Origin of the sequence: Gemella sp. oral taxon 928, assembly GCF_001553915.1 — a bacterium.
Taxonomy (GTDB): Bacteria; Bacillota; Bacilli; order Staphylococcales; family Gemellaceae; genus Gemella; species Gemella massiliensis.
Map to the genome: position 1 here is coordinate 1,665,244 of NZ_CP014233.1, position 15,507 is coordinate 1,680,750.

A 15,507-nucleotide genomic window follows, 5' to 3' on the forward strand; every position below is an offset into this window, starting at 1 on the left:
GAACTGTCCCCAAAACTTAGACAAGTTTTGGGAACAGTTCCAAAATAGGGAATACTTTATTTTTTTGAAAGGGATTCTCTATATTTTAATGGAGTTACTTTCATTAATGTTTTAAAAATTCTAATAAAGTAACTTGTATCAAAATAACCTATATAATCCGCAATTTCCGAAATAGAGAAATCTGTATTTTCTAGCAAATAACAAGCATTTGATACACGCTTATCATGAATATAATCTACAATACTAATTCCCATATCTTTGTTAAAAATTGAAGATAGATAACTTTTATTTACCCCTAAATAATCACTAACATTATCTAAACTAATTTTTTCGGAAATACGATCATTAATATAAGCTATACAATTTCTTACAACAGCTTGTTTATCTTTATATTTTTCTCTATCAACCAACAAGCAATAACTTCTTATTACATCTTCTGATAAATCATAGTTATCAAGTTTATTTTTTATTTTAACCCATAACTCCTCAACTCCAAGATAATCATTGCTATGTTGTTCTAAAGCATATCTTAATAAGTCGTTCATATTATATGATTTTCTACGTCTTACATTAATTCCTTGCTCTACAGATTCTTCATCAACACCATGAATTTTATGTCTTAAATCAAACAACATATTAACCCTAGAAATGTTACCATCAACTACAGCTTCTAATATTTCCTTTTTAAATTTAACTTCACTTTCTAAAATACTATTCAAATAATTATTTTTCTTAGCTGCACTGCGTCTTACATTTTTTACACTTGTGTCTTCTATTAAAACTATAGAATCTAAATAATCCACATTTTCTGAACCCATAAGAAGCTCTACAAGATAATTAAATTTCTTTCTCGGGGTGATTGGCAATGAAAAATAAACATCACAAACCAATTCGCTAATACTGGCACCATATTTCGTCAATGATTCGTGGAATAATTTTGTCGGAATAAGATACTCTAAAAATGGAGTTAACAGGTAAAATTCTTCTTCATTATCACTCGGAATAAACAGACAAGAGATACCCAACCCACTTTGACATTTAACGAGTTTCCCATTATTTAATTCATTTTTAATTGTTGAAAGATTTCTTTTTATAAATCTGCTGAAAATACTACTTAATTGCTCTTCTCCAAGATTCAAAGTAATCTCTTCATCACTGTGTTTATAAGTCAAAACTTTTCCGTTTAAATCCAATATATCCTTAATTCGCTCTATTTTTTGCAAAGAACTTCTCACTATATTTACCTCCTAGTTATCTATAAAGTTTTAAAATTATTAATCAATTGTAATATCGCGACGCGCGTTAATTATATACGAAATAATCAAAAATATCGCAGTATAAGCTACTAACATAATCACCAGTGCATTGGCATCATCAAATTTATATACTGATTTTACAAGATTACGACTTGATTCACGGTTATAGAAACTGCCGAACAAATTCACATCAAACATATGATATTTTATCCAAGACCATTTTTGAACTGCCAGTGCTGTTATTCCTTGAATAATCGATCCGCCCAAAACTGCAAACATCACAAGGACAAGAGATAGTATCTGTGTTTTGAATACTACGCAAACCAAAAGTACCATAGATATATAAAATATCATAACGGCAAGCCCCGCTAAATTAGAAATAATAAGTTGATTCAAGACTGTTCGTCCGAAATAACCTTCTGCGATTGTTTCATTAAGTTTTCCTAAATCCATTTTACCTTTAAAAAATACATAGTTTTTAATAATATACTCAAAAACTGTTCCAACTATAACAAAAATAAAATAATTTAAAATAGCCAATACTATTTTTGCAGTTAAAATTGCAGAACGTGACTTAGGTTTTGTGTATAAAAATTTAACCGTTCCTTTTGAATATTCCTGTGATAGATTATTGGCAAACATAATTAAAACCAAAATACTGCCAAGTCCGGCGGAAATTTCAGTAATTCCTGCTAAAGAACCAACAGCATTAAAACTGTCAACACCTACTGCTTTATATAAATAAAAATTATAGGCAATAATTACTAAAAATACTAATAATATATACAACCATGTTGTTTTCTTTTTATAATCTTTAACAAATTCATTAATTAACAATTTCATTATTTATTCTCCTTTCCGGTAATTTCCAAGAAACGATCCTCTAATGATGTACTTAGCACCTTAACAGTATCCAATTCCACATTGTTCGTTACTAAGTATGTTAATAGTTGAGCCTTATTCTCTCTTGATAAGTTTTCAAAGACAAATCCGGCATTTTCTTTTTTGTAACGAATACCTAATTCCTCAATTAATGCTTCCGCTTTTTCGTTATCATATGTCGAAACAAACGTTTTGACGATATTATCAGCTTTCAAATTCGCCAATTTATCATCTGCTATAATGTGACCTTTTTCAATAACGATAATTCTATCACTAACTCTTTCAATTTCATCCAATAAATGCGAAGAAATCAAGATTGAAACCCCTGTCGCTGCAATCTCTTTTAACTTATTACGGAAATCTTGAACTCCTTGTGGGTCTAATCCGTTAACTGGTTCATCCAATATTAAAATTTTAGGATCATTCAATAAAGCCTGCGCCAAGCCTAAACGTTGACGCATTCCTAGAGAATAGGTTTTAACTTTCTTATGAATTACATCTTTAAGCCCTACAAACTCAGCCAATTCTTTTATTCTTGAACGGCTAACTTTTTTTCCACATGTTCTTGCTATTTGTTTCAAGTTTGACCAACCTGACATATAGTTATAAAATTCAGGTGTTTCAATCATAGAACCTATTTCTTTTAACATTCTCGTTTTCCCTAAACCGAGAGGTTTTTCAAAACAGTAAACATCACCCTTAGAAATTTTGGTCAACCCTACCATCATTCTCATAATAGTAGTTTTACCACTGCCGTTAGGTCCAAGCAACCCTATGATTTCACCTTTTCTCATTTCAAAAGTAATATCATCCACTATGGTTTTTAAACCAATTCGTTTTTTTAATCCCAACACTTCAAGAACAACTTCACCTTGTTCTTTTTTTTCCGTAGTTTTCCCTACCTCTACAGAAACATTTGGAACATTTGAAACATTTTCCTGCTCAAATGCTTTTTGCAAATCTTCACGATTTAAAACAACTGTTTCACTATGTACATCTTTATTTTCCTGTACATCTTCTTTTTTATATTCACTTAAAAAGTCTTTTGTGAAATTAGATTTTTCTTGAACAGTTGAATTGTTTTCGCTATCAACCTGCTGTCTTATTTTTTCTAACAAATCTGAGTAACCTTCCGTTTTACTTCCCTTATCTGTTAGATTATCGTTTAATACATCTTTATTTTCATCTAAATTTGTCATTATTGATAGAAGATTCCTTTCTCATAAATTTTCTTTTATATTATATCATACTTGAAAAAGTTTTTCTACTAAGATGTGAATAATTATTTCTTATTTTTCTACTGAAAATATCTTGTAATTCCTGCTTTTAATTAAAAGTTTTTCTTATTAAATCAAAAACGTTATTTCATGCAATTAACAAAGATAATTATACTAATTTTACACTCAATACATAGATATTTAATATATCTTAAAATAAATATTATTGTTCTATCTATATTTTAATTAAATTTCTTAAAATTAACTTATAAAAAAACACTGACATTATATTTGAATTTTCAAATAATACCTATAATTGTTAATTAAGAAAATTTGATTGTTATCCCTTTTTCTATAAAAAAGTTAAGAAAACACTTACTACAAAGTAAAATCAACAATATTTACATAAATATCATTGATTTTAAAATATTATATTCTTTATTATAGAAAGTTATAGCCTACTTATCACAAAAATCGTAATAATAAACCGAAACCAAAGTAATTATATAAATTGATTTTCTTCTTTTGATTATTTCTTATATTCTCAGTTTAATATTCATCAACTTCCATGTAATTATCGGAATTAATACTACTGATATTACTGTAATTATATACTTATTAACAAAGAATGCTAATCCTAATATAGCATACATTCCTGCTATTATTCCTAATACTCCGTACAAGTACAGTAATTTATCGATTATATTTATTGTGAAAAATTTTCCTTCACTTTCAATATTGTGTTTTTTGTAAACTTTACTCATTAATAAAGAAATTATAAACATTACCCCGAGCCATATTAATATATACTTCCATTCTACATAAGTTACATAATAAGCTATCGGCACAGAATTTGGACTTATCACTATATGTTCGATTATTAACTTTTTACCTGCTACAACCAGCCAAATTATATAAAATATCATTATAGGATAGATATGCAGGGTAAGTAATGGAACATACATAGCTATAATGCTGATAATACTTCCGCAAAAGCTGGAACTTATTGCCCCTAAAATAACTATACCTAATCCTAAAATAAAGATCTTGCTATGGGCTGTAAAGGTATTTGTAATAGAATACAATTCCGATATAACGCTATTTTTCACTACTAAAACATTCGAAATACCCACCAACAAATACGCTACCGCTACAATGATTATCGTAAGAATTAACTTTGCAAAATATATTTTTTCCTTCTTAAACGGTAAACTTGCTATAAATTTACCAAAATTAGTATGGTACTCAAATCCGAAAATAGTAACCACAATAACTAACATTAAAATAATGTACATTATATTTGTATTTTCGTTATGCAAAGTTTCTTTTACTTCTGTTTTACTTTTCTCAAAATTTTCCAATACAAACATTTTTATTTTTATCGGATTATCCCCAAAATATTCCGGATAAATTTTTAACATTTCTATATTTTTACCTGTATTCTTGCCATTATTAGAACTTTTGGCTTTGAGTTCATTGTATTTTTTTAAATTATTTTTTTCTTCTTGGCTTAAATATTTAAAATATTGCTCTCTTTGTTTAACAACATTTATATCGCCGGAACGATAAAAGTTCCTTTCACTTTGTTCTGAAATTCTTCCTAAATAAACGTCAACAGCAAATCTATTCTGCATTTCCGTTAGCTCTTTTTTTGACAATTTTCCATTGAAATTTTCAATATACTTTATTTTTTCAGTTGTTAGTTTATAACTGTTTTTTTCTTGCTCATCTACATTAATAATTTTACTATTCTCTATTCTTTTATTATTACCGATATTTTTCTCAAACTCATAACCGGCAATATCATCTTTTAACTCTTTCATTCTGTTTGCTGTGGTTATTCCGGAAACAATAACAAATCCCGCTAACAATATTAAAATAAAAATAAAATATTTTTTTACATAAATTTGAATTATTTTAAAAATATCATTGAACATAATTATCTTCCCTCCCTATTTCGTAATATAAATATATCCTCAAGCGTAGCCGGTAACTTATCGTACTGTAAAGTTCCACTGTCTTTAATTAGCTTATCATTATCGCCATAAGTTATAACTGTATAAACTCTACCGATATTACTTATAACGGCTATGTTCTCATTTTGGAGTATACTTTGTGGAATTTCTTCTTTATAAACCAGTTGATATTTTATATAATCGGTTGGATTAACCTCTTTCGTTAAATAATCTTTATTATCTAAATAAATAATTTTGTTACTGATATTTTCAACATATGCCAACTGATGACTGCTTATCAAAATCCCCACACCATTTTCTTGAGCTTCTATGATATAATCAATAATTAAATTAATATTTAAAACATCTATACCGTCAAACGGCTCGTCTAACAATACAAAACAAGTTTTACAAGAAAAGCTCAAAATAACAGATAAAATAGCCCTTTGACCTTTAGATAATTCAGAAACCTTTGTACTTAAATCTATCTTGTTTTTCTCAATCTCCGCTATAAAATATTCTTTAGAAAATTTCGGATATGAAAGTTCATAGTAGCGTATTATATTTTTTATTTTCTCATTTTCAAAATAGTTAAATTTGTCAGGACTATAAATTATTTCATTTTTTATATCCTGCAAATCAGTTTCATCTATAAACATCTCTCCTTCTTTCAAATCATAGATACCCGCAATCAACTTGAAAAGTGTAGTTTTGCCACTGCCATTTCTCCCTATAACAGCAACAACTTCAGAATTTTCAACCGAAAAGCTAATATTGGATAACACTTTCTTTTTACCAAAATTTTTACTCAAATTTTTTATTTTCAGTTTCATTTTTATTCACCCCTTCGTAAAATTGCTCTACTCTTTCAAAAAGTTTTTCTTTTGATAATTCCAATAATTTCCACTCTACTAAAATTATTTTTAAAACATTATTAAAGTTTACATTTTTATCCATAATATCCCCTGCCTTATTCTTCAAACATATCGCTAATTTTTTTTAGTAATTCTTCTTTAGTTATCCCTAAAACTTTTGCTTCTCTTACTAAATCTTCAATCAATGTGTCAATTAACTTATAGTTTGGTTTTATATTATCAAAATTATTTGTTATAAATGTTCCTTTCCCTACTATTGTTGTAATTATCTTCTCATTTTCCAACTGTTGATAAGCCTTCTGAATGGTACTTATATTGACTTTTTTTATTTTTGCAAACTCTCTAACCGAAGGCATCTTATCATTTTCCTTAAGCATTCCTTTCGCTATTAACCCTTTTGTTTCGTCAACTATTTGCTTATAAAGCGGTTTGTTAGAAAAGCTACCATTACTAAACATAAAATCCCACCTTTCATAGTGTACCATAAATAGCCATACACTTATTTCATTTTTAGTGTACCATAAATAGCCATACACTTCAAGTGAAAATATATTTTTTATTCTATTTTTTAATTAAATTATTTTTATACAATGTATAACACAAAAGAGCCGTAGATTATTCTACGACTCCAAAGTCTTTTAAAATTTATTTAACAAAATCAAATTCTTTTTTTAAATCAATATCATTAAAGGAAACCATAACTCTATCATAATTTAATGGTTTAATCAGATTATTAACAGCTTGTGCAACCTTTTCACAAACTTCAATCGGGCGTGCTACCCAACTTATTTCAATTCTAACACGACTTAATTCTTCACCATCACTAATTGCTACAGTTTCAACTAAATCCAATGTGAAAGCTTCACGCGGTCTTTCTATAATATTAGAAATTGTATCAAACAACTCCCCGCTAATTTTTTTTAAATCATCTTTTTTTATCCCTTTTGCTACTATTCTCGGCATAAAATTACCTCCCGTTTGCATTCGTTTTCTTTAATTATATCATATCTGTATAAAATAAAAAAGATAGAAAATATCTCCTAATTTTAGAATTTGTAGTGTTACAATAGATGTGAGACATATAATAAAAAAAAGAAGAGTAAATCCTGTATAATGAAGTTACCTACAAATCAAAAAAAGGAATTTACTCTTATGAAAACTATTATAACAGAAAATATAGAAAAAACACAACGATATATACCTCATACTTTACAAACAAGAATAGCTGCAGTTAAAACTTATAGAAATGGTAACTCTATCCGCTTTATTTGTAGGCGCTATAAAATATCAAAAGCCTCTCTTTTGCGTTGGAATAAAAAATATGACGGTACTAAAGAGTCTCTTATAGATAAGTCTCATAGACCTCATTCCATTCACCCTAACGCCCATACAGTTGAAGAATTGTCTTGGATTAAAAATCTTATTAAACGTAATCCTAATATTTCTATGATTGAATTATATGCTAAACTTAAATTCAACAAAGGTTATAAAAGACATCCTTGTTCTTTATTTAGAGTGCTTAGAAAATTAGGTTTTTATAAAGATACTAAGAAAAAAGTAATTCCTTATAAACCTAAACCCTATAATACACCTACTGAAATTGGTAAAAAATGGCAACTTGATGTGAAATATGTTCCTAAACGTTGTTATGTAGGAGAAATTCCTGATAAATTTTATCAATATACTATCATTGATGAAGCTACTAGGGAAAGATTTATTTTCCCTTTTAAAGAACAATCATCATACTCTACTGTTCAATTTGTTAAAATGGCTATTGATTATTTTGGGTATAAACCCAAGATAATTCAAACTGATAATGGTTTTGAATTTACACATTTTAAAGATACTAAACGAATACACCCTTTTGATGTATTGTGTAATAATCTTGGCATTAAACATCAACTTATTAGACCTAGAACTCCTAGACATAACGGTAAGGTTGAACGTAGTCATAGAAATGATAATGAACGTTTTTACAGGCGTTTATCTTTCTTTTCGTATGATGATCTTATATCTCAGATGAAAAAGTATCTATATCGCTCTAACCGTCTTCCTATGCAGACTTTAAATTGGCTTTCTCCTGTTGAAAAAAGAAAAGAGTTACGGAAAGAGTCTATAAAAATATGCCGGCTTTAATTCCTTGTTAGATAATAGATTTCACAACTTATTTGTCAAGGACAAGGGCTACGCCTTTTTCAAATCCTTGACAAATAAGTTTTAGAAATCTGAAATGTTCTCTAAGGAATTAAAGCTGGCAAATCTAATCAAATAATGTAATTTACGTCGGGGGCTTCATACGGTTTACATAGAAGCTAGCTTCTATGTAATTCTATTATATCCGGTATTTATTTTTTACTTTTTTTGTCTCACATCATTTACAAATGTACAGAAAATATCTCCTAATTTTAGAATTGTCTTACTTTTACTAAATTATCTACTGCATGCTATTTAATATTTTATTGTATAATTATTTATTTTAATTTTTTCTGCGGTATATTTCATTATAAATATTAACATAAAACTAAACAAAAAAATTCTTTATAATTCTTTCTCAATTAATTATACAAAAAAAATAAATTTTCGATATTTATTCACAATTTATTTTACACTAAGACGCTTTCTTATTAAATTTTATATCAAATTATACAATTCTTATTTTTTTAAAATTTTCACCTCATTTTAATATCATTTTTTCTATAAATATGTTATTATTAAAGATATAAAGATAACTATAATATTATAAAGGGGAAATTTTTATTAAATTTTTATACAAAAAATACCTTTCTCTAAGTTTTTTAATTATAATCTGTATTATTATATTTTTATTTTCGCACCAAGCGGGTTATGAATCTTCAAAAATTTCCGATAACTTCTTTATTAGAAAACTTGGACATTTTAGCGAATATTTTATTTTAGGTTTTTCAGCATTTAATTATTTTACCAACATATTTTCAAAAAATCTAAATAAAATAAATATTTCAAAAATAGCTTTTACAGGCTTTTCTTTCTCAGTTCTTTATGCTATAAGCGATGAATTTCATCAAATTTTTATTGCTGATAGAGATGGAAATATAAAAGACGTTTTTATCGATAGCTTAGGAGTTTTTATCGGTATTAGTCTGGCTATTTTAATTTTTCGCTTTTGTTTCCGTAAAGAAAGTTAAAAATATTTCATTTTTTAGTTGTATTTTTCAGCCAAAAGTTATAAAATAGTTATCTAGGAGTATAAAAATAAAAAAGGAGGAGTTCTAATGCTTAAAGCACTTATTATAGAAGATGATAAATTTTTAGCAGCACGATTAAAGACTGCTATTTCAGAAAAATTTGATGCTGATGTATGTTATAACGGAATTGATGCTATCACTCTAATCGACAATAATTCTTACGATTTTATTATTGCTGATAGTATTTTACCCGGAAAAGGTGGTATTGATATATTAGATTACTCAAGAGAAACGAAAGAAGAAAGAATTCCTACTATTATTCTTTCCGTTACAGAATCTACAGATGAAAAATCCAGAGTGATGAAACATAGAATTACAGAATATCTACCTCGCTACTGTGAAGCTTCTTTAATAAATTCTACCATGGCTAACCTTCTGCAACGTGGAAGTAATCTCCAAGCAGAAAATAAAATCACGTATAAAAATCTTACACTTGATTTAAAAAATGAACTTGTTAAAACAGAAGAAATTACTTTAAATACAATTAAAGGCAAATATCTTGAACTTCTTTCTTTCTTTGTTATTAATAATAATATTGTTTTAGAAAAGGAAGAAATTTTTGATCGTGTTTGGGGAGTTGATTCTGAAACCACTATTAACGCTATTGAGGTTTATATCTCCGGACTTAGAAAAGAACTTCGTAAGATTGGTTTTGACAAAAACTTACGTACTGTTCGTGGAGTTGGTTATACTTTTGAATAATAGAGGTATCTATGGAATTTAATTATCCGATAAATTACTCATTATATACCCCGAAAGAAGTCGGTATTATAATTCAATTTCTTGATATTGTTGAACTTTGTTACACAAAAGGTGTCGAACTTAATGAGTATAAAAAACATTACAAGGCATTCAAGCAAATTGTAAAAGCTAAATCTGAAGAAAATAATTTATATAAAGATTTCAAAAATATAACCAGTTTTGACGGGTATCTTACTACAAAAGCGATGAAAAACGAAAACAAAATTATATTGATAAAATCATAAGTGTTATCAATATAATTTTGTTTTAAAATATATAGAGGGTGCGACTAAACAAAGTTTGTTTCTAATGAACTCACGATTTTTAAGTCGCTCCTATTTTTATTTGTATTTTAGAAATTTACTTATCTAATTCTATAACTCCATAGTGAAATTTCGAATTTTTTCTCACAATTCTTTTAAAACCGAATTTTTCAAAAATATCATCACGAAAATGTGCTTTTACCACAATTTTTTTACTTGCTACCCTTTTCGCTTCTACTAGCAACTCTTCACTCAAACTATCCCTACTTGCTATTTTTTCTATCCCTTGTAGATTATTGGATTCCATAATTGAATTTATAAACATCGGGTCAAAATAAACCACATCAAAACTATTATCAGTACAATTCTTTAAATATTCAAGGTTATCGGACAAAATTGTTTCAATATTCCTTAATGCTTTTATTAACATTTTATTATCAGAAATATAATTTTTTAAACCTTTACTTACAATTAAATGGATAATTTCACTTTTTTCAACAGCCACTACTTTATGACCATAATAGCTGATTACAATACTATCACTTGCTAATCCCATTGTCGCATCAAGTACTCTCTGATTTTCTGCATTGATTATTTCAATTAACGGTTCATTGTCGTTATTTTTAATTCTAAGAAAAGCCGTATCCGGATGGAAAAAGAATTCATTTTCTTCATTATAATATACTAATTTATCCTTATAAACGACAACTACTTCCTTATATTTTGTTAAAATATCCTTTACAGTTTGTTTTTTTCTTTCAATGTAATCAAACTTTTTTTGATGCGCAATTTCTTTTGCTCTTTCTATTAATTTGTCATTAGTTCTAACGCTTGTAGTAATTTTCATTTATTACCCTAACCTTTTTTTCAGTAATAACAAAATCAACCGCAATATCATGAGATTCTATCGGAAGATTTTCCTGTAATATTTTTTCATAAGAAACACCAATCATAAGTTTAGGTGCTGTTTTCGATAGATATTTATCATAATAACCTTTTCCATACCCTATACGATAACCTTTTTTATCATATACAACACTAGGAACAATAGCAATATCCATTTCTCCCACATAATTATCCGTATTAGTCGGTTCTAATATACCGAATGCCCCTTTTTTTCTAAGTTCCTCCCATTTATGTAAGGGGATAATCAGCATTTCTTCGCCTGAAATTTTTGGCACAAATATTTTTTTTTCATTAAGATATTTCTTTATAAATTGTTCAGTTGCAACTTCACTTCCAAAAGAAACATAGATAAATATTTTATTTAAGTTTTTAAATTCTTTTAATTTCTCTATTTGTTTAAATATTTTTTCACTTGCCAATTTTCTATAACTTTCGGCAAGATTATCACGTTCAGAAATAAATTTTTTTCTAGTCTTTTCCTTCACTAACTACCACCTCACTATTATTTGCCCTAAAAAAAGGGGACTTAAAAAATCATGATTTCTAAAAATGAGATTTTAATAAGTCACCCTGCAAGGTCTACTAGATATAAAAGATCTTACAAAGCGAATTTTTACAAATAAACTACCTCATATAAATTAAATATACCCTTTTTAATTTTAAGGCAATCATTTTTATCTAATATTCAACTGTTCTATTTTTTTATTCATATGAGTTCTTAATTTCATAAAATCTTCTTTTATTACAACAGTATCTGCAATATAATCATGCAAACCCATTTTTTTACTATTAAAAGCAACTACTAAATAAGGTAAACTGAACAATGCCATATTTAGTAATCTTCCAACAATTTCTCTGTATAAAACATCAATTAATGTTAATTTTTTTGGAGAAATTGCCGCTACTTTTAATCCCATTATTATTTTTCCAAGTGTTTGATTTATTGAATAAGTCATAATCACAAAATAGAAAAGCATAACAAAGATATAAGTTAGCGAACTTTCTCCAAGTAACGGTATGTTCATCGTGATATTTAACTTATTGAAAGTTAATGTATTGAAAAGTCCTGTTATTGCATAAGTAACAGCTATATCAATTATATAAGCGATTAATCTTATCCAAAAACCTGCATAAAAATGTTTTGATATTTCTCTATAATCTTCTAATGTTGTCGGCAAGATAAAATCTTCTACATTTTCTTTTGTTATTTTGGTTTCTTCCGTCATATTTTCCGTTTTTAGCTCTTCTTTATCATTTTCAGTTATGAAATTTTCTCTATCCAAGTTTTGTTGTTTATTTTCCATGTTATCACCTAACCTAGATAATTTTTTTCTATTCTTGTTGAGCTTTCGCTATTTAACTCTGAAACAAAAGCACGTGTAGTTGCTCTAATAAAACGTGTTAAAAAATTACTTGAAGCACGTTCGCTGCGAATTTCAATAACGCTTGGATTTGATAACTTTTTCTCCTCTTTGATGTAATTAATCATGTCATCTTCCGTACCAATTTTATCAACCAATTTATTCGTTACCGCTTGGGTTCCGCTATAAGTTCTGCCGTCTGCTAATTTTCTAACATCATCTTCACTCATATTTCTTCCCTCGGCTATAACTTTTACAAAGCGATCAAATGATTCTTTATTTTGCTCTTGCAAAATTTTTCTTGTTGATTCCGGTAAATCTTCAGCAACACCGCCGATTGCTTTTTGTTCTCCTGAGCGAATAGTTTCTTGTTTAATACCTTTATCATTAAGGTACTTTTGAGCTGAGATATAACTCATAATAACTCCGATAGAACCTGTTGTCGTTTCATTATTGGCAAATATTTTTTTTGCTGCCATAGATACATAATATCCACCTGAGGTTGCTTGTTTTTTCATAACAACATAAACATCTTTGCCACTTTCTTTTAATGCTTTATATAATTCTGCAGTTTCATATACTCCACCACCTGGGGTATTTACAGATAACAATATGGCTTTAACATCTGAATTATTTTTTGCAGTTTTTATCTGGTTCAAAACTGAACTTTTTGAATATTCATTTGTCATCTCCGAAGTTATTTCTCCCTCAATAGAGATTTTTTGGATTATTTGGTTATCATCTCCAGATTTTAATGTTAATTTTGTTGTCGATTGATTTGCCAAAAATGACCATAAATACTCACTGATTGTTTCTTCTTTTTTTGTATTACCGTTCTGTTGTGATAGCGTTCCTTTTGCTAATGATAAAAATATTAATACCACTACCACAACAAGCGAAATTATTCTTTTATTTTTTTTATTCACTACTTTTCCCCTTTACTTTTATTTTTAAAGTGAGAACAATATAAATTTTAAGCTCTTTCCCTACTTACCTTTTATTCTCCATAACTTTTTGAAACAAATTTATTATATCGTTTCATAAAAGCAAGTTCGGCAGTTCCGGTTTGCCCATTTCTATTTTTTGCAACAATTACCTCAACAGTTGATACATCGTTTTGTTCTTGTATTTCACTTTCATCTGTATCAGCATTGCGGTAATAATCTCCACGATATAAAAATGATACTATATCAGCATCTTGCTCAATACTTCCCGACTCCCTTAAATCACTCATCATCGGGCGTTTATCCTGACGTGATTCCACACCACGTGAAAGTTGAGAAAGTGCAATGACAGGGCAGTCCAATTCCCTTGCCATTTGTTTTAAACTTCGTGATATTTCTGATACTTCCTGCTGACGATTATCCGTTCTTTTGCTTCCTTGTAGAAGTTGAAGATAATCAATAACGACCAAATCCAATCCATGCTCACTTTTTAACAATTTACATTTTGCTTTAACTTCATTAACCTTAATAAATGCACTGTCTTCAATGAAAATATTTTTCTGATTTAAAAAATGAACCGCAGTTTCTAACTTAAATAAATCATCATTATCAAGTGTTCCTTTTTTAATTTTTTCAGAATCCAACATTCCTTCACTGCAAATCATACGAGATACCAGCTGATCCGCTCCCATCTCCAGAGAAAAAAGTGCTACCGTTTTTTTCTCATCTTCAGTCTTATGATTTTTACCCGCAATATTTAAAGCGATATTCAAAGCAAAAGCTGTTTTACCCATTGAGGGTCTTGCCGCTAAAATAAACAAATCTCCTTTCCCCAGTCCTACCAACTGATCCAAAGAACTGAATCCGGTTGGCATTGCAACGTTTTGCCCTTCACCTGACATTCTAGCCAATATTTCTTTAAAAACTTCATCGGTAACATCTTTCATGTTTTTAAAGTGTGATTGTTTGGCACGCTCCATAGCTCGTTCAACTTGATCGAAAAGTGTCGCTGTCAACGAATCAATATCAGCATTCCCCGCATTCATCTCCTCCGTACTGCTAAGAAGAGCTCCACGTATTTCACGATAAATTGAATAGCGTTTTACCAAAGTTGCATAGTGCATAATATTACGTGTACTTGGTGTTACATCATATAATTCCACTATGTATAATGAAGCATTTGATGTTCGAAATGCCCCGCTGTCGTTTATTTCTTCAAATATCGTAGTAGTATCGGGTGTAATTTCCGCTTCATCTAATCTCAAAATCGCACTATAAACGTCTTTATTTCTTTCATCATAAAAATCTTCAACTTCAACAGCAGCCTTTACCTCAACCAACTTTTCCGGATCTCTCATTAAAGCCCCTAAAAGCGACTGTTCTGCCAAAATGACCGAATCAATATGATACTTCATATTACCACCTCATTTTTACGCTTGTTCTACCACATGTACTTTAATCACACCTTGCACTTCATTGTGAATTTTTATTTTTACATTAGTGTACCCTAATGACTGAATTCCTTGAGGTAGGTCAATTTTTTTCTTATCTACTTTAAGGTTATGTTGTTTTTTTAACTCTTCAACAATCTGCTTAGAAGAAACAGAACCGAATAAACGTCCCCCTTCTCCCGCTTTTACACTAATTTTTACCTCAATATCTTCCAATTGTTTAGCTAATAAATTAGCTTGAACCAATTCCTCTTGTTTATCTTTTTCGACACGTTTTTGTTGACCTTTTAGAGTTGCCATATTCGCATTATTAGCGATAACTACCTTCTTATTATTTAAAAGAAATTTCGCATAACCATCTGCTATTTCTTTTACTTCTCCTTTTTTACCTTTACCTTTTACGTCTTCTACAAAAATTACTTTCATGTCCCA

Annotated in this window: 18 protein-coding genes; 4 read left to right on the forward strand and 14 right to left on the reverse strand. The window is 28.6% G+C overall.

Features of this window, described 5'->3' with window-relative positions:
* Window positions 1-56: 56 nt before the first annotated feature.
* The 8 genes from AXE85_RS07700 to AXE85_RS07730 form a co-directional block, all read right to left on the reverse strand.
* The gene (locus tag AXE85_RS07700) at window positions 57-1,235 is read right to left on the reverse strand and encodes a helix-turn-helix transcriptional regulator (protein WP_062174469.1); all 1,179 of its coding nucleotides are present in this window, start codon (window positions 1,233-1,235) and stop codon (window positions 57-59) included.
* Between the two features lie 39 nt (window positions 1,236-1,274).
* Window positions 1,275-2,099, reverse strand: coding sequence for an ABC transporter permease (locus tag AXE85_RS07705; protein WP_062174471.1), 825 nt, complete (start codon window positions 2,097-2,099; stop codon window positions 1,275-1,277).
* Window positions 2,099-3,337 carry an ABC transporter ATP-binding protein gene (locus AXE85_RS07710; RefSeq protein ID WP_062174473.1) on the reverse strand — a complete coding sequence of 413 codons (1,239 nt, stop codon included), beginning with the start codon at window positions 3,335-3,337 and terminating at the stop codon, window positions 2,099-2,101. The genes AXE85_RS07705 and AXE85_RS07710 overlap by 1 nt, the downstream gene beginning before the upstream one ends.
* 554 nt (window positions 3,338-3,891) lie before the next feature.
* Entirely contained in the window at window positions 3,892-5,292 is a 1,401-nt protein-coding gene (locus AXE85_RS07715) for an ABC-2 family transporter permease (RefSeq protein ID WP_062174475.1), read from the reverse strand.
* Window positions 5,293-5,294: 2 nt separating this feature from the next.
* Window positions 5,295-6,143, reverse strand: a complete 849-nt coding sequence (locus tag AXE85_RS07720; protein ID WP_062174477.1) for an ATP-binding cassette domain-containing protein — start codon at window positions 6,141-6,143, stop codon at window positions 5,295-5,297.
* Window positions 6,115-6,267 (reverse strand): hypothetical protein, encoded by a 153-nt coding sequence (locus tag AXE85_RS08425; RefSeq protein WP_156439988.1) that lies wholly within the window; start codon window positions 6,265-6,267, stop codon window positions 6,115-6,117. Before AXE85_RS08425 ends, AXE85_RS07720 begins: the two co-directional genes overlap by 29 nt.
* Before the next feature lie 13 nt (window positions 6,268-6,280).
* Entirely contained in the window at window positions 6,281-6,643 is a 363-nt protein-coding gene (locus tag AXE85_RS07725; protein WP_062174479.1) for a GntR family transcriptional regulator, read from the reverse strand.
* A 187-nt stretch (window positions 6,644-6,830) separates the two neighbouring features.
* Window positions 6,831-7,148: a DUF1904 family protein gene (locus AXE85_RS07730; protein ID WP_062174481.1), complete on the reverse strand. Its 318-nt coding sequence runs from the start codon at window positions 7,146-7,148 to the stop codon at window positions 6,831-6,833.
* A 189-nt stretch (window positions 7,149-7,337) separates the two neighbouring features.
* On the opposite strand from AXE85_RS07730, the gene AXE85_RS07735 reads away from it, so the two are divergent.
* The 4 genes from AXE85_RS07735 (at window position 7,338) to AXE85_RS07745 (ending at window position 10,395) form a co-directional block, all read left to right on the forward strand.
* On the forward strand, window positions 7,338-8,321 hold the full coding sequence (locus AXE85_RS07735) for a DDE-type integrase/transposase/recombinase (protein WP_062174635.1): 984 nt from the start codon (window positions 7,338-7,340) through the stop codon (window positions 8,319-8,321).
* A gap of 680 nt (window positions 8,322-9,001) precedes the next feature.
* Complete coding sequence (locus AXE85_RS08330) at window positions 9,002-9,349, forward strand: VanZ family protein (RefSeq protein ID WP_231723824.1); 348 nt, start codon at window positions 9,002-9,004, stop codon at window positions 9,347-9,349.
* Window positions 9,350-9,436: 87 nt separating this feature from the next.
* Window positions 9,437-10,111, forward strand: coding sequence for a response regulator transcription factor (locus AXE85_RS07740; protein ID WP_062174483.1), 675 nt, complete (start codon window positions 9,437-9,439; stop codon window positions 10,109-10,111).
* Window positions 10,112-10,122: 11 nt separating this feature from the next.
* Window positions 10,123-10,395, forward strand: a complete 273-nt coding sequence (locus AXE85_RS07745) for a UPF0223 family protein (protein WP_062174484.1) — start codon at window positions 10,123-10,125, stop codon at window positions 10,393-10,395.
* Window positions 10,396-10,510: 115 nt separating this feature from the next.
* On the opposite strand, the gene AXE85_RS07750 is transcribed toward AXE85_RS07745, so the two are convergent.
* The 6 genes from AXE85_RS07750 to rplI form a co-directional block, all read right to left on the reverse strand.
* Window positions 10,511-11,260, reverse strand: a complete 750-nt coding sequence (locus tag AXE85_RS07750) for a class I SAM-dependent methyltransferase (RefSeq protein ID WP_062174486.1) — start codon at window positions 11,258-11,260, stop codon at window positions 10,511-10,513.
* Window positions 11,238-11,804, reverse strand: coding sequence for a 5-formyltetrahydrofolate cyclo-ligase (locus tag AXE85_RS07755; RefSeq protein ID WP_062174488.1), 567 nt, complete (start codon window positions 11,802-11,804; stop codon window positions 11,238-11,240). The genes AXE85_RS07750 and AXE85_RS07755 overlap by 23 nt, the downstream gene beginning before the upstream one ends.
* 189 nt (window positions 11,805-11,993) lie before the next feature.
* A complete protein-coding gene (locus AXE85_RS07760; RefSeq protein WP_062174490.1) occupies window positions 11,994-12,623 on the reverse strand; it encodes an RDD family protein in 630 nt (209 codons plus the stop codon).
* A gap of 8 nt (window positions 12,624-12,631) precedes the next feature.
* Complete coding sequence (gene sppA, locus AXE85_RS07765) at window positions 12,632-13,606, reverse strand: signal peptide peptidase SppA (protein WP_062174492.1); 975 nt, start codon at window positions 13,604-13,606, stop codon at window positions 12,632-12,634.
* A gap of 71 nt (window positions 13,607-13,677) precedes the next feature.
* Entirely contained in the window at window positions 13,678-15,039 is a 1,362-nt protein-coding gene (dnaB, locus tag AXE85_RS07770) for a replicative DNA helicase (protein WP_062174494.1), read from the reverse strand.
* Between the two features lie 15 nt (window positions 15,040-15,054).
* The gene (gene rplI, locus AXE85_RS07775) at window positions 15,055-15,501 is read right to left on the reverse strand and encodes a 50S ribosomal protein L9 (protein ID WP_062174496.1); all 447 of its coding nucleotides are present in this window, start codon (window positions 15,499-15,501) and stop codon (window positions 15,055-15,057) included.
* Between the last annotated feature and the right edge of the window lie 6 nt (window positions 15,502-15,507).

Coding starts and splice junctions, on each gene's coding strand:
- AXE85_RS07750 (WP_062174486.1), bottom strand. CDS start 11,260: ATGAAAATTACTACAAGCGTTAGAACTAATGACAAATTAATAGAAAGA.
- rplI (WP_062174496.1), bottom strand. CDS start 15,501: ATGAAAGTAATTTTTGTAGAAGACGTAAAAGGTAAAGGTAAAAAAGGA.
- AXE85_RS08425 (WP_156439988.1), bottom strand. CDS start 6,267: ATGGATAAAAATGTAAACTTTAATAATGTTTTAAAAATAATTTTAGTA.
- dnaB (WP_062174494.1), bottom strand. CDS start 15,039: ATGAAGTATCATATTGATTCGGTCATTTTGGCAGAACAGTCGCTTTTA.
- AXE85_RS07735 (WP_062174635.1), top strand. CDS start 7,338: ATGAAAACTATTATAACAGAAAATATAGAAAAAACACAACGATATATA.
- AXE85_RS07745 (WP_062174484.1), top strand. CDS start 10,123: ATGGAATTTAATTATCCGATAAATTACTCATTATATACCCCGAAAGAA.
- AXE85_RS07705 (WP_062174471.1), bottom strand. CDS start 2,099: ATGAAATTGTTAATTAATGAATTTGTTAAAGATTATAAAAAGAAAACA.
- AXE85_RS07710 (WP_062174473.1), bottom strand. CDS start 3,337: ATGACAAATTTAGATGAAAATAAAGATGTATTAAACGATAATCTAACA.
- AXE85_RS07760 (WP_062174490.1), bottom strand. CDS start 12,623: ATGGAAAATAAACAACAAAACTTGGATAGAGAAAATTTCATAACTGAA.
- AXE85_RS07730 (WP_062174481.1), bottom strand. CDS start 7,148: ATGCCGAGAATAGTAGCAAAAGGGATAAAAAAAGATGATTTAAAAAAA.
- AXE85_RS07715 (WP_062174475.1), bottom strand. CDS start 5,292: ATGTTCAATGATATTTTTAAAATAATTCAAATTTATGTAAAAAAATAT.
- AXE85_RS07740 (WP_062174483.1), top strand. CDS start 9,437: ATGCTTAAAGCACTTATTATAGAAGATGATAAATTTTTAGCAGCACGA.
- AXE85_RS07720 (WP_062174477.1), bottom strand. CDS start 6,143: ATGAAACTGAAAATAAAAAATTTGAGTAAAAATTTTGGTAAAAAGAAA.
- AXE85_RS07725 (WP_062174479.1), bottom strand. CDS start 6,643: ATGTTTAGTAATGGTAGCTTTTCTAACAAACCGCTTTATAAGCAAATA.